Here is a 13,466-nt window from a genome sequence, read left to right on the forward strand (position 1 = left end):
TTATTACATATTAATATTCACTATTCATATCTGACAAAGGTGAAGACCATGCGAAGAAGTGTTGATTCATTAAAGTTTGATAATGAAGATTATTCATCGCGAGAAGCACGTGATGGTTTCACGTGTGGCACTTGTGGAGAAATCTTTCAGAAGCCGCTTTTGGCAACAGTCACGTCCAACGGAAGTGCGCGAACTTATCTGGCATGTCCCCGTTGCATGGTAAAAGTTGGCAATATAAAGACAGAAAAAAGCGAAGAAAAAAGAAGCGCAATGAACGTTTCTGAGAAGAAAGGGATAGCGGAAGACAAAGATTTTCAATGTAAACATTTTTTGGGTTATTTGAAAAAACGTTCAAGGGACATGCCTATTCCTGACGAGTGCCTTACATGTGGCAAAATGATTGAGTGTATGGTTCGCTGAGAACTGGGTATACCGTAGAAAACTTGGTGTAAAACAACATTTAGAAGCTTAACTATGTTGCTCTAAGAGACTCTATTCTGCTTGTAAAAAGGAAAGGAATAATTATTCAACTATAAAACTTATCAGTAACAAGGTTGCCAGCATTTGTTTCCGTTAAGAGATTTGACAAGGTCTTTGCGAACGCCACATGTAAATCGTTTAATATTAACCGCAAACATTGTTGTTTTCATAGTTTTTTGGCTTGCCAACTTCAACATAATTTTAGATGTTAAGTTTGCAGAAGACATGAGCCAAAACTTTACCATGTATCCATATCAAATAATTAAGGGACAGCGACTTTACACGATTATAACTTCAATGTTTATGCATGACCCGTCAGGATTAATGGAAGGACTTTTCCATTTACTTGGTAACATGCTTTACCTTTACATTTTCGGAGATAATGTGGAAGACACTTTTGGACATGTTGGTTACCTAATATTTTATCTTGTTTGCGGAATAACCGCAGCATTATCACACATAATGAGCATATTTTTTGCACCCACGATAGGTAATTTAATCGGCATCTCTTCCAGCTCAGACTTGATGACGGGCGTCGTTGGAGCTTCGGGAGCAATTTCAGGAGTCTTAGGCGCTTATCTTATACTTTATCCAAAATCAAGAATCCTCACACTGGTTTTCTTTGGGTGGCCAATAATAGTGCCAGTTCCAGCAGTAATTTTTCTTGGTTTCTGGTTCATAATGCAATGGTTTTATGGATTCTTCGACATCTCCGGAGGAGTCGCTTATTGGGCACACATAGGCGGTTTTATTGCTGGAATGGTTTTAGCTCTTATTTTTGGGCGGAGAATGAAAAAGGTTCGAGATGCCAAGCGTAGTTTCTAGCTAGTAATGGTTTTGGGGTCTGCCCGTCATAAGTTCCTCATCTGCATAAATCAGACTGGGACGGCTACATCATCCCCCAAAAAGACTAACGAAAAACAGCCAAATAAGCTTTCATAAAGCGACTAATGTTTTGTCTTTTTGAGTAGCGCCCTAATGGTTCCAGAAACAGCCAAAACATGGATTGTAGCAGGCTTGTTCCCAATACTGGTTATCACAGCTATTGCCGTTCTAACATTTTCGAGACTAACATGCGTAGCGCGGATAACAGCAAACTTTTCTTCTGCGTCATAATCAATCAAAGCCAAACCTGTCCGGCTTGCGCCATACTCGCCATAAAGCTTGGAAACGGAATTCCAAATCGTATCCATCAATTCTTTTGAAGTAAACGTGTCTTCAGCATCTATTCTTAAGGCGAGGTAGCGCCACCTCACATTTCTTCGCAATCTCTTCCTCTCCTTATAATACGTATTCCAGGCGCAACAAACCGGGAATCCAGCTTTTCTCTATTTCTTCGAACGATTGCCACTGGATTTTCTGAAACCGCCTTTATGGCTGATGCTGTGTCTAAATCGAAAAGAGAAGCTAGGGAAGCCAATTCCCGCGGCTTGCGTAGTAACAGTTCTTCTGAAGCTCCGCTGGACATAACAATTGGAACATGAAACTCCTGCGCAATCGCTACTTCTCTTCGCAAATATGAAAGAAGCCTAGTTCTAGCTGGTCCTTCCAGAACAAGTAATGGTTTCAGGTCAATTTCAAGAGAGGCAAAGCTTTGTGAGGCTAATTCTGCTTCTGCTTTGTCAAAGAATCTTTTGTGGAAATCGACGGATTGGAAATTTAAGAGGTCTACACGGCGGTCTTTTGCTGCTTGTCTTGCCACACTTTTAGAGTCGCACATCACCGCGACTATTTCAAATCTTCTTCTAAAATTTCTTAAACTGCTCAATAATTCTTTGGGTGTTTTGGGTTTCAAATCAATGCGGGATGCAAAATCGACGCCGGCTTCGCTGCAAAGATTCTGCAATTGTGTAAGTCTGTCTTCAGGAAAGTTTGATGGTAAAGGCACTGCGATGAGGCGGTAACCTAACTGAGAAGCTTTTCTTATTATGCGTGCAGTTTGTTCAAGGTCTCTCAAATTTGGGCATAAATGAAAGTCTGCAAAGATTCTTTTCATGGAAGCATCCCAAATTTTCGGCAGATGTTCACTATTTCTTCTGGGTTAGATTTTTGGAAGTGAATGCAGAAGTGGATTGGGTCCGCGCGGGAGAGCTTAATCTCATTCAAATAAGCCGACTGCTTATCGAGTCTCAAGTAAAGGTTTCCTTTGTCCAAGTGCTCTTTAATTTCACTGCTCAGTTGCTCTTTGTCTATGATGCTCAGTCCAGAAGACAACTTTTCAAAAACTGCTTGGACGGCGCTTTTTTCTTTGATTCTTGTTTCTAAAAGAATTATTGGGTTTCCATGGTGACCAGATAGATTTGTTCGTTTGATGACAACATTTTCGATTACTTCGGCTGGAAGCGTATTGTATACAGCGTTGAGAACCTTGTTTACGTCTTCTGTTGCATGGGCAAAGACTCGTATGTCAATGTAGCCTATAGGAATTTTAGAAGGCAAACACGCATCACACTAATCATGAATAAACAACGGCTTAACTTTTAGATTTTCCTCTTTTCTTAGGTTTAGATTCAGCTTTTTTGCGTTTCAAGAACTCTTTAACAGTAGCAATATTTCCCTCGTGCACGGTTCTTCTTCGCAAATCCACGGGAACGCCAAGCTTCAAAGCGTCACTCACGCTTATTCCGGCTTTCTTCAGTTCTTCTCGGCTGAAACCTCTTCCAAGACGCTGTTTTCCATTCTTTTTGAAAACTGTAGGCTTTACTGCAATCATCAGCCTAATCTCCTCTAGCTGCTTTTCTGCTTGGCCTAACCTTTTCGGCTCCGCGTCCCTTGTTTCTTAAGCCTCTAACTTTTTTGCCCGCGCTTGTTAGGCTTCTGAAGACTCGTTTTTTATGTTGTTTTTGGCATATCCAATTGATGTTTTTGTCATTTTTTATTGAAGGATGGTGTGGGTCAACCATGATTATTTCGAACCATTTTGAGCGTCCGTCTTCGCCTACCCAGTAAGAGTTGAGAACTTCAAGGTTTGGAAACTTTCTCGCGGCTCTTTCTTCAGCGATTAGTCTTAGGCTTTTGGCAGGCTTAAACTTCTTTACACCCATTCTTTTTGGTCTTCTTCCAGCTTTTGGTCTCTGTTTTCTTAAGCCGCCGCGTCTGACGCGTACACGAACCATCACGAAGCCTTGTTTTGCTTTGTAGCCTAGTTTTCTTGCTCTGTCCAAACGTGTTGGTTTTTCTATGCGAGTTATTGCTTGTTGCTTTCGCCATTCTATTAATCTTTGGCGCATTAACTCGTCTACGAAGGATTTTTCTGGTTTTGCCCAAGCTTCGGCTATGTACTTGTATGCCATTTCATTCACCTCACACTAGTTTATGGTTCAGCCTTTGCAGGCTACATCCCAGCGGACGTTTAATCCGCCAATAGCTTTGATTCATAGCATCATGCAGTAAAATAAACTTTTCCGGATAACTTGTAGCTTCTCGGAGTCTCTAGCCCCCCTTATAAATAAATTGAACTTTCGAGAGGTTTGCTTGTGGAAAATTGGGATTGAAAATTTCAGAGTATAACTGGTTCTAATGTACCACTTCAGAAATAATCATTTGTTCTCGAGCATTGCTTTGGTGACAAGAAAATATCCGCTTTGATTTTTCCACGTCTTCTTTGCTTCAATAATGCTTATTCTTTTTTTGAAAAAGGGCGCGTCAAGCACGAGTGTCTCGTATTCACCTCCTTCGCCAACAATTGAAATTCCATACTGCCTATTTAACTCAATTAAAGCCTTAACTGTGGCTTCATCAATTTTTCTTCCAAGCCATTCTCGGCTAAAGCCATGCGCATAAACTCCAGTGATTATGGTCTCAAATCGCTGTTGCAGAACTTCTTTTATAAGGCTTAATGGGTTTTCTCCCCAAAGGGGTGTCATGCATTTTAGTTTCAGTTGTTCACAGATTTTTTCAATTCTTATTTTTTGATAGTTTGAGGCGATTGCGCCGGAGACCACCGCGTCAACATCAAGCGTCCCGATTAAATGCTTAAGGTCTTCAACTTCTTTCTCCTTTATTCCAGACGTTTCCGCTTTTGCAAGCGGTATTTCAACGGCTTGCGCAAACAAGTCCATTAGGCGAATGTTTGGGTAATGAAACATCCAGCTATCTTCTCTCAAAGGAATCATACTCACCAAGCATTTCACGTCATGACCCGCGTTTAAGACTCTATAAAGCGCTAAGGTAGAATCCTTTCCACCGGTAGCTAAAACCGCAACACGCATGTAGCATTACACTTCTAACTAATTAACCAATAATCCCAAATTTAAAGAAATTGAATAGTGTCACTCCACAAGTTTTGCTCTCGCTTCCCTGAATAAAGCCTCTGTTTCTCCTTGCCATTTCTCAAAATTTTCCGGAGTTTCTGGATAGTTTTTGTAGTGAACTTTTATCTGCTTCATTAAGTTAGCAGTGATTCTGAGCTTGTTCAGAAATCGTATTCTTTTTAAGCCTTTGAAAACTCGCTTGGCAGTTTCCGTTATGTTCAAATGGAACTCTTCGCCCAAGCCAGCTTTCAAGACATCTTCTTCAGTCAAGAGTCTATATTTCATTCCATAGTTCAAATCTTCGTCGCGGCATGTCAAAAGCAACATGCGAAAAGCATCAAGCCCTGCTTGTTTCGTCCCGTACATTTCCATATACTTACAGTTGTAAGACCATAATGATTCTCGGCTTGCATCTCCCTTTTCCAAAGCGTCAGCTATAGTTTTTCCAGCAAGATAGCCGCTGAGCATAGACGGACCAATTCCGCCACCATGTATCGGATTTACTAGGCACGCTGCGTCGCCAAGAATTGCAACTCCGTTTCCAACCATACTATCTAAGGGTCTACGTGTTGGGTCATACCAAGAGCCGCCAGTAAGAAGCAGTGAACCTTCAAAAAGGGGTTTTGTTAGTATATGCTTGTAAAGTTGGTTTTTTGGGTTTGGAAAATTGCCATGCATGCAAACTCCTAAGCCAACGTTGACTTTTGCTCCGCCTTTAGGAAAAATCCACGTGTAACCACCAGGCGTTACCTTCTGGTTCAAGTAAATTTCGCAGTAGTCTGTGTTCTTGGTTTCTTGTTTGAGCTGCCTAATTTCACGATAACAAGCCTCGACATCCTCGTTTGCAATTTCAGTTTCTATTTTCATATTTTCTGGAAGTTTCCGTCTAATCACTGCTGGAAAACCACTAGCGTCCACAACAACTTTGCTCTTTAATTGAAGATTTCTGCTCGTCTTTACATCTTTAACCATAACTCCGGTTACAAAATTCTTTTCAATAACTGGCTCCAAACACAGCGTAGAATCCATGAGAATGGCACCTTCATCCAAGGCTTTTTCCAACAACCACTGCCCAAAAAGGCGCCGATTCAGCAAGTAGCCAACAAAATCCTCGTGGTGAATAGTGAAGATTGTCTCTAAATCAGGCGAATAAATTTTAATACCCTCAATTCTCTTTTCCAACTCGCCGCCTTGGGGCTTTTCCAAACCAACAGTTTTTAAGTGATGTTCTCCCAGAGCGTCTCCACAAATTTTTTCACCAATCTCCTCCCGCTTTTTCCGTTCAACTATGCAAACTTTTAAGCCCGCTTCTGCAGTTGTTTTCGCTGCTAGGCAACCTGCTGTTCCAGCGCCGACCACGACAACGTCAAACTTTTCCAAATGGTTTTCCTCCTTAAAGGTGAAATTCCATATTTTGTTGTATAAATAAACCTTTATAAATTGTGAAGTAAGCCATTGCACACTTGGTATGAGTCAGCATTACCATTAAGTTATGTATAGTGAGAAACTCCACAGATTCGCAGAGTACGGTCTTTAATTGCTGATTGTAAATGTGCAAATAGTTTTAGCATATCTGTAGTCTGAATTGAAAATTCATAATTGTTAATTATATTCTTGGCTAACCATGGAAACACAATCAAAAAATCAAGACAAAATGGTGTGTCAAAAACATGATGAAAAAAGCCACAATTAATAAAAACATGACATACACAATTGATTTGACAAAAATTGATGGAGACGGCGCATTTCCATGCCCAAAATGTGGAGTTATGATATCGCCAGAAGACGAAACCGAAGAAGTCTACCAGATTGTTGAAACAAGAGTCCAAAACGATGAACTGGCAGAATTGACATTGATATGCAACAAATGCGGAAGCAAAATAAAACTTGTAGGTTTTCTATCACAACCAGAAAACTGAAAAACTCAATGACAATTTTAATGTTACTTTTGTTCTTCTAACCTTTTACTTATAGCAACGAAGATTAGCCATAAGATTGCGCCATAGAAGAGGCCATTAAAAATGGCACTTAAATAACTGGAAAAGTTTTGCACGGCGTCTCCAAGTAGTGCACAGAAAATATTTCCAGGAAACATTGGTGATTGCATTATTATAGAGGCTGACGTAATCAACAAGAAGAAGACTATTAAGATTACGGCGCCTTTCATGGTGTGTCGCCTAACATTTACTATTACATTATTGTTTCGAACAGGGTCTTATTCAACAGAGTCTTGTATAGCAATATTTAATAAATGTTATTGTTCACCAGTCCAACACAAATACAAGCTAGAACAATCTAAAGCAAGGGAGCGCTCATTGTATAGTTAGCAAAGATTACCATATCTTGATTAAGAGTCACAGTCCTATTCAGACTAGTGCTTCCATCTTCCCACCACAAAAACCTGTAGGCTGTTCCGCCAATTATAACAGTTGAATTAACAAGAATGAAATATGTTCCTTCAGCCAACGTGCTTTCCCAAGGAGCACTGCTCTGGAAATATTCAGACCCTTCATATTGTATCCAAAAAGTAACTCCTGGCACGTTAGAGTCTATTTTGATAGAGTGAACCCGCGGTGGAGGAAGAGTTATCCCACAAAGAATAAAAACTATAAAGAGTATGGGAATCACGCATTTCCGCTTTTTCGAGAGAGAAGACACATCATCTAAAGGTCCAGGATGCCGAAAAAGAGACAAAAACAGAACAAAAAAAGCCATGGGATAATATCCATAGATTACAAGAAAAACAATTGCTACAACATTCAATACGCCTCTCAATTTTCCGCCCAAAATAGACGTGGCAACGTGACCCCCATCTAGCATGCCTGCAGGCAACAAATTCAGCATCGTAACAATCATACCTATGAAACCCGCAAAAGCAACAGGATGTATAAGAATTATGTTACCGCGTCCATACACACCAAGATTACTCAACGCTGTTCCTATAAGGTCGAAGAGAATTGGAAACGACCCAAACGGTCCCTCAGGAAGTCTGTACACTACTGGCGAAAGCGCAAGACCAACAAAAGTGACAATAACAGTAATAACAAATCCTATAAGCGGCCCACTTACGCCTATGTCAAACAATGCGTCTCTGTTACGTGGTAAAGATTTCTGCATTATAACTGCGCCGAAGGTGCCGATGCCAAAAACTTGCCCAACAGGCGGCGGGCCTGGAATGAAATATGGTGGCGACGATTCCACTTTCCTCTTGTTTGCGGTTAATTTGTGTCCCATCTCATGTGCTCCGAGAACCGCCATTATAGCTACCGTGAATGTTGCACCGCTTATGAACGGGTTAATCATTGCAGGAGAAATCAAGTATCCAGTCGCAAACGTCGTTCCAATAGTAGCAAAAAACAATAACCAATTGATTAGAATGTTGCTTGGTTTTGTAGGCGGTTTCTGAACCACTTTTAAAACAATTTTACCATCACGTTTTCGTAAAATCGCTATTAAATTTATCTTTTCTAGATTATCTAACAATCTTAAAAAAGCGTTTTTTGTTTCTTGAGGCTGTTTTAAAAAGTATGTTGGAACGTTATGTTCTATCAATGCCTCTTCTACTTGAAACTCTGCAGTTACAAGCGCGGTTATTTGCTCAAAATATGCTTGGTCGAATGGTGCTTCCGCGGTTTCGCTTGGTATTTCAGTCATGACCTTTTTTCCCTAGCGTTTTGGTGTTTTCTATGAGTGAGTGGGAATAGAAAAGGTTATTGGAATTTTAAAATCTTTCAAATTGGTGGCGTATCGCTAAAAAGTTTACAACCCATATATTATTCGACAATTTTAAGCTTTTCAATTCTTTGAGCCCAAGGAATCAACAAAAAGCCTTCAGAAAATTCTCTTAAAATTTCACTTCTAATTGTATTAGATGGTTTGTCGATAGCTTCTGGAACTAGCAAAATTTCAATAATCACCTTTTTGACCATGTCTTTCACCTTTTTAAGACTAAAAGAATAAAATTTGATTATTATGATTTATTATTTATTCTGAATCTGAATTAGAATGGGCTTTTTATGAATGTTCTTTAAGAAATTAATAAAGTTCGGTTTTTGAACTGGAACATGAACTATTTTCTGAAAAACGTCAACCTTTTGGAAGTCTTAGCTTCTTTACTAACCATGTAGATTTCATAAAGTTCGTATATCGCTCCGCAACCTTTACAATGAACGTAAGGTTTATCGCGTTTCATTCCCAGCCAGAAACCTTCTTTGGAGTTGCATTTGGGACATACTTTGAGATTACCAAATGCGTCCTCAATTTCTTGAAATCTCAAGTGCTCTCCAATCTCCATAAAATAATACTCGTTGAGAAATTTAATAATTTTGATATTTCATTACTAGAAACGAAACAGTTTATTAACATTAAATTCCTCGTTTCCAAAGGCTGACGACAAATGAATGTGCAAATGTTTACGGTTGGCAGCTTACTTACAAACTGCTACATTGTAAGTTGTGAAGAAAAAAAGGAAGCAATTCTAATTGACCCAGGTTTCGATGGGCATACTGAAGCAGAAAAAATCTTCAAACACTTAAGCGAAGAAAAACTAATACCAAAATTTATTGTAAACACCCACGGTCACCCTGACCACACATGTGGGAATAATGCAGTGAAGGAAAAATTTCACATACCAATCTTAATCCATGAATATGACGCACACATGCTCGGCGAAACAGGCAAGAAAATCGCTCAATTTTTTGGATTTCACAATTTCTCGCCGCAAGCAGATATACTGCTACATGAAGAGGACACTGTGAAGTTTGGAAATACACTCTTAAAAGTCATACACACTCCAGGCCATAGCCGCGGAAGCATTTCACTTCTGGGCAAAAAAGAAGTCTTCACCGGAGACACATTATTTGCAGGTTCGATTGGAAGAGTAGATTTCCCAGAAAGCTCTGAACGCGATATGAAAAACTCTCTAAGAAAATTGGCACAGTTACCGGAAAACCTCATTGTTTATCCGGGACATGGCCCAGCAACAACAATCGGTGAAGAAAAACACGCCAACCCATTTCTTCAATGGCTATAGCGCATTTTTGAAAAGGTCTTCGTCGCTTGAGATATGCAATTCACTTGCGCTGCATTTTTCACAAAACTCTACCATACTGTTCAAGCCTTTGAAAATTACAACTGGCGTGGCTTCTTCTGCTTGTCCCATAAGCAATTCTGCGGCTGCGGCAATTTCATCCACGACCGCGACGTTCTTTACTTTTAAAATTTGCCCAAAAAAATCTTTTTTACCTCTATAGTCTTTGAAGTTTTTGATGCCAGCAACACCTATAGCGAAGTTCACTTGTCCACGCCTAAAAGGACGACTATAAGTGTCACATATTATCACTGCAACATTTTTACCCGTTAACTTCTTGATGCCCACACGACACTTTCTTGCTGATTCATCAGGGTTTTCTGGCAACAACGCAAAGTTTCCTCTTCCCTTCACATTTGACTTGTCTATTCCAGCGTTTATGCAGACCAAACCGCGCTTATCTTCCACAAGTAACACTTCGCGAGAAGCCTTCAATATCTTATTTGATTCCTTCAAAACCAACTCAACGAATTTCGGACTTTTCCCAGTTAATTTCGCAATTTCCACAGCTTCTTTAGAAGGAACAACATCCCTTAACCGCACTACTCTTCCTTCAGCCTTCGAAAAAATCTTCTGCGCAACAACCACAACATCTCCATCTTCAATAATCAAGCCATTTTTACTTGCAGTTTCAACAATAATTTCTGCCACATTATCCCCAGAGTTCACTAAAGGAAAATTTTCAAGCGCGACCGCAGTGAATCCTTTCACACTTTTTCCTCCTAACAGAGTCTAGGTTTTTATCTTTCTTTGTTAAATCTCTTGCTTATTTGTCTAGTTAAATGAGAATGTTATACAGATTTTGAAGTTTTATTTTGGATTCATAATGCTTAAACTCAAAGTGACCAGAGGGATACTGTAAGCCTAACTAACCTAGCGGATGAATGAACATGAAAAAACAATCAACCGTATTAGTTATTCTGTTAGCCATAACTCTTAACATTTTCAGTTTTATTGGTAGCAATTTTGTTTCTTTTGTCAATGCCACTTATGTAGAGGGAAACATCACACAAGACACTACCTGGACTTTAGTTGACAGCCCATTTATAGTATCAAACAACATCACGGTTTATTCAAACGCCACATTAACAATAGAACCAGGCGTAGAAGTAAGGTTTGGAGGAGATTTTTGGATAAACGTTTCAGGAAGACTGTATGCAAATGGCACTGGCAACATGATAGTTTTCACGTCTAATAAAGAACAACCAACAAACGAAGATTGGAGCTCAATTTTGTTCACAGGAACCGGAAAGTCCGTGTTAGTTAACTGCCACATATCTTATGCCAAAAATGCCATAGGCGTAGTGAACAGTGATGCCGAAATTGAAAACTGCGTTTTTAGCAATTGCCAAAACGCAATCACAGCCGTAAATGGAAAGTTAACGTTCAAGAACAGTGTAATCAGTTTTGGCAGTCAAAATGGAGTTAACATACTAGACTGCGATTCAACAATCATAAACAACCAGATAACACAGAACTCCGAAAATGGCATATACCTCACTGGAAATGGCCAAGTAACCATACAAAACAACTCCCTACTAGCAAACGGTAACGGAATACTCTTAACAGGTAGCGACGCATCAAACGTGCACATAAGCCAGAACATAATCTCGGCAAACACGCAAAGTGGAATAAGAATCGATGCCAGTACACACAGCAACATCACAATAATCAATAACAGCATAGCATCAAACCACAGAGGCTTTCACATCTCCACAAGCCAAAGCACGCAAATAACTAATAACTCCATTTCTTACAACGGAATTGGATTCTTATATGACTCAGGAAACCATATCGCAAAATGGAACGACATATACGACAACGCCGATTACGGCATGACCATTGAAAACGACGCAACTGTAATTGCAGAATATAATTATTGGGGTGCCTCAAACGGCCCATACCATGAAACGTTAAACCCGACTGGAAGAGGCAACAAAGTAGGCGGTAACGGCGTTAACTTAGATTTTATATTCTTCTCAACAAAACCATTTGGCGTAATTAATCAGCGTCCAACAGCAAACCTCGCAGCAGACAAACTTTGGGTTCCCAGAAACGCCGATGTTATGTTTTTCGGCACAAACTCTTACGATCCAGACGGGAGAGTTGACAAGTATCTTTTCGATTTTGGAGACGGCAGCAATAGCGGCTGGACCACACTATCGATTTTCTCGCACAAATATTCAGCTGAGGGAATCTATCTTGCAAACCTCAGAGTAATTGATGACTATGGCGCTTTAAGCAATGTCGCTTTTGTAACAATAACCGTTATCTCTTCAACAACACCACAATTACACGTTAACCTCGAATTGAGCAACTCTTCTGTAAGCGAAGGAGAACAAATTTCTGTCACAGTCTACGTGACTAACGGAACCGCTCCAGTCCAAGGCGCAAGCGTAACAATGCTTTCATTTAAAGAAGGCAACTTCTCCCAATCGAGCGGTTCAACAAACACTACCGGCTATTTTATCACAAACTTCACAGCACCAGATGTAACTGAAAGAACCAGCGTCAGAATCGTGGCGAGAGCCACAAAAAATGGAATTCAATACGCTGACGGCTCAGATTATGAATATTTGCAAGTTTCACCATTCCTCTCAGTTCAAATAACTGCTAACCCACAAATTATTAAATCAGAAGAAACATCGCAAATCACAATTTACGTTGAAAGTAACGGAGAACCCGTTGCCAATGCAAGCGTAACATTGTCATCTAACCGAGAAAGCCTTTCTCCACAAACCGGAACAACAAACCTAAACGGAATCCTTTCAGCCGTCTTCACGGCTCCTCAAACAACAACTCTGCTCAATGTGGACATAACGGCAGTCGCGACAAAAGACAGATACATGAGCGGAATAGGATACACAACAATAACTGTAGAACCAAAAGTGCTTGCAGTTGAAATTACAGCCGCGCCTAATGCTACAACAATATCAGAAGCAAAGCTAAACGTCACAGTTCACGTTGAATACGACGCGAATCCTGTTTCTGGAGCAAATGTTACCATAACAGCTGACGGCGGATATTTCTCAACAAGCTCAGAATTGACAGACAATTACGGTAATGTAACATTCTTTTACACTGCACCGCCGGTGAGCGAACAAACCAACATTATAATTACAGCCTATGCCACAGCGACTGGATACGCGGGAACAGAAAGCCAATTGGAAATAACGATAAATCCCAGAACGTTTAATATTTTGATAGTTGCTCCGTCAGTCGAGTCTGGAAAAACTGCAATGGTTACTGTCATTGCGGTATGTAATGAAGATGGCACTTCTGTTGCCGGCGCAACAGTTACAATGTCCTCCACAGATGGAAGCTTTGAGATAATCACACAAACTACTGATTCAACAGGCGCTTGCGTATTCACTTTTAACGCCCCAATAACATCTTCAAATCTCAACGTAACCCTAACAGCTAACGTAGTCAAAGAAGGATACATACCCGGAGAAAGCCAAACAACAATAACTGTGTTAAAAGCCGCCCCATCAGGTGATGGGGGATGGTTGTGGACATTGCTTCTGATTCTAATTCCAGTAGTGATAGTGATCATAGTGGTTGTTCTGATTAAGCTGAAGATCATCGTGATTTCCCATGAGGAGGAGACGTGACGCGTACAGTAATATATCGTGAGACGTAAT

The 13,466-nt window shown here is 40.2% G+C and carries 16 protein-coding genes; 5 read left to right on the top strand and 11 right to left on the bottom strand.

Annotated elements, in window-relative coordinates:
- Nucleotides 1-48: 48 nt before the first annotated feature.
- Together QXW63_03790 and QXW63_03795 are read left to right on the top strand one after the other, a co-directional pair.
- The gene (locus tag QXW63_03790) at nucleotides 49-420 is read left to right on the top strand and encodes a hypothetical protein (GenBank protein MEM3461014.1); all 372 of its coding nucleotides are present in this window, start codon (nucleotides 49-51) and stop codon (nucleotides 418-420) included.
- Between the two features lie 144 nt (nucleotides 421-564).
- The gene (locus tag QXW63_03795) at nucleotides 565-1,305 is read left to right on the top strand and encodes a rhomboid family intramembrane serine protease (protein MEM3461015.1); all 741 of its coding nucleotides are present in this window, start codon (nucleotides 565-567) and stop codon (nucleotides 1,303-1,305) included.
- Between the two features lie 122 nt (nucleotides 1,306-1,427).
- On the opposite strand, the gene QXW63_03800 is transcribed toward QXW63_03795, so the two are convergent.
- The 7 genes from QXW63_03800 to QXW63_03830 all read right to left on the bottom strand — a co-directional run bounded on the left by QXW63_03800 (nucleotide 1,428) and on the right by QXW63_03830 (nucleotide 6,194).
- Nucleotides 1,428-1,748 (bottom strand): Rpp14/Pop5 family protein, encoded by a 321-nt coding sequence (locus QXW63_03800; GenBank protein MEM3461016.1) that lies wholly within the window; start codon nucleotides 1,746-1,748, stop codon nucleotides 1,428-1,430.
- Nucleotides 1,733-2,476, bottom strand: a complete 744-nt coding sequence (locus QXW63_03805; protein MEM3461017.1) for an RNase P subunit p30 family protein — start codon at nucleotides 2,474-2,476, stop codon at nucleotides 1,733-1,735. The genes QXW63_03800 and QXW63_03805 overlap by 16 nt, the downstream gene beginning before the upstream one ends.
- Entirely contained in the window at nucleotides 2,473-2,919 is a 447-nt protein-coding gene (locus QXW63_03810; protein ID MEM3461018.1) for an RNA-binding domain-containing protein, read from the bottom strand. The genes QXW63_03805 and QXW63_03810 overlap by 4 nt, the downstream gene beginning before the upstream one ends.
- A gap of 34 nt (nucleotides 2,920-2,953) precedes the next feature.
- The gene (locus tag QXW63_03815; protein ID MEM3461019.1) at nucleotides 2,954-3,193 is read right to left on the bottom strand and encodes a ribosomal protein L13e; all 240 of its coding nucleotides are present in this window, start codon (nucleotides 3,191-3,193) and stop codon (nucleotides 2,954-2,956) included.
- Between the two features lie 4 nt (nucleotides 3,194-3,197).
- A complete protein-coding gene (locus QXW63_03820) occupies nucleotides 3,198-3,773 on the bottom strand; it encodes a 50S ribosomal protein L15e (GenBank protein ID MEM3461020.1) in 576 nt (191 codons plus the stop codon).
- A gap of 246 nt (nucleotides 3,774-4,019) precedes the next feature.
- Nucleotides 4,020-4,691 carry a TIGR00289 family protein gene (locus tag QXW63_03825; protein MEM3461021.1) on the bottom strand — a complete coding sequence of 224 codons (672 nt, stop codon included), beginning with the start codon at nucleotides 4,689-4,691 and terminating at the stop codon, nucleotides 4,020-4,022.
- Nucleotides 4,692-4,751: 60 nt separating this feature from the next.
- Nucleotides 4,752-6,194: an NAD(P)/FAD-dependent oxidoreductase gene (locus tag QXW63_03830; protein ID MEM3461022.1), complete on the bottom strand. Its 1,443-nt coding sequence runs from the start codon at nucleotides 6,192-6,194 to the stop codon at nucleotides 4,752-4,754.
- A 209-nt stretch (nucleotides 6,195-6,403) separates the two neighbouring features.
- Between QXW63_03830 and QXW63_03835 the strand changes: the two genes are divergently transcribed.
- Nucleotides 6,404-6,652: a hypothetical protein gene (locus QXW63_03835; GenBank protein ID MEM3461023.1), complete on the top strand. Its 249-nt coding sequence runs from the start codon at nucleotides 6,404-6,406 to the stop codon at nucleotides 6,650-6,652.
- Nucleotides 6,653-7,028: 376 nt separating this feature from the next.
- Here QXW63_03835 and QXW63_03840 read toward each other — a convergent pair whose 3' ends face one another.
- The 3 genes from QXW63_03840 to QXW63_03850 all read right to left on the bottom strand — a co-directional run bounded on the left by QXW63_03840 (nucleotide 7,029) and on the right by QXW63_03850 (nucleotide 9,009).
- Nucleotides 7,029-8,387 (bottom strand): site-2 protease family protein, encoded by a 1,359-nt coding sequence (locus QXW63_03840; GenBank protein MEM3461024.1) that lies wholly within the window; start codon nucleotides 8,385-8,387, stop codon nucleotides 7,029-7,031.
- Nucleotides 8,388-8,506: 119 nt separating this feature from the next.
- On the bottom strand, nucleotides 8,507-8,662 hold the full coding sequence (locus QXW63_03845; protein ID MEM3461025.1) for a hypothetical protein: 156 nt from the start codon (nucleotides 8,660-8,662) through the stop codon (nucleotides 8,507-8,509).
- Nucleotides 8,663-8,802: 140 nt separating this feature from the next.
- Nucleotides 8,803-9,009 carry a hypothetical protein gene (locus tag QXW63_03850; protein MEM3461026.1) on the bottom strand — a complete coding sequence of 69 codons (207 nt, stop codon included), beginning with the start codon at nucleotides 9,007-9,009 and terminating at the stop codon, nucleotides 8,803-8,805.
- A gap of 120 nt (nucleotides 9,010-9,129) precedes the next feature.
- Between QXW63_03850 and QXW63_03855 the strand changes: the two genes are divergently transcribed.
- Nucleotides 9,130-9,765, top strand: a complete 636-nt coding sequence (locus QXW63_03855; protein MEM3461027.1) for an MBL fold metallo-hydrolase — start codon at nucleotides 9,130-9,132, stop codon at nucleotides 9,763-9,765.
- Here QXW63_03855 and cofE read toward each other — a convergent pair.
- Nucleotides 9,760-10,533 carry a coenzyme F420-0:L-glutamate ligase gene (gene cofE / locus QXW63_03860; GenBank protein MEM3461028.1) on the bottom strand — a complete coding sequence of 258 codons (774 nt, stop codon included), beginning with the start codon at nucleotides 10,531-10,533 and terminating at the stop codon, nucleotides 9,760-9,762. The genes QXW63_03855 and cofE overlap by 6 nt on opposite strands.
- A gap of 179 nt (nucleotides 10,534-10,712) precedes the next feature.
- On the opposite strand from cofE, the gene QXW63_03865 reads away from it, so the two are divergent.
- A complete protein-coding gene (locus tag QXW63_03865; protein MEM3461029.1) occupies nucleotides 10,713-13,436 on the top strand; it encodes a right-handed parallel beta-helix repeat-containing protein in 2,724 nt (907 codons plus the stop codon).
- The last annotated feature ends 30 nt before the right edge of the window (nucleotides 13,437-13,466 follow it).

This window comes from Candidatus Bathyarchaeia archaeon (genome assembly GCA_038873195.1).
Classification (GTDB): Archaea; Thermoproteota; Bathyarchaeia; order Bathyarchaeales; family Bathycorpusculaceae; genus DSLH01.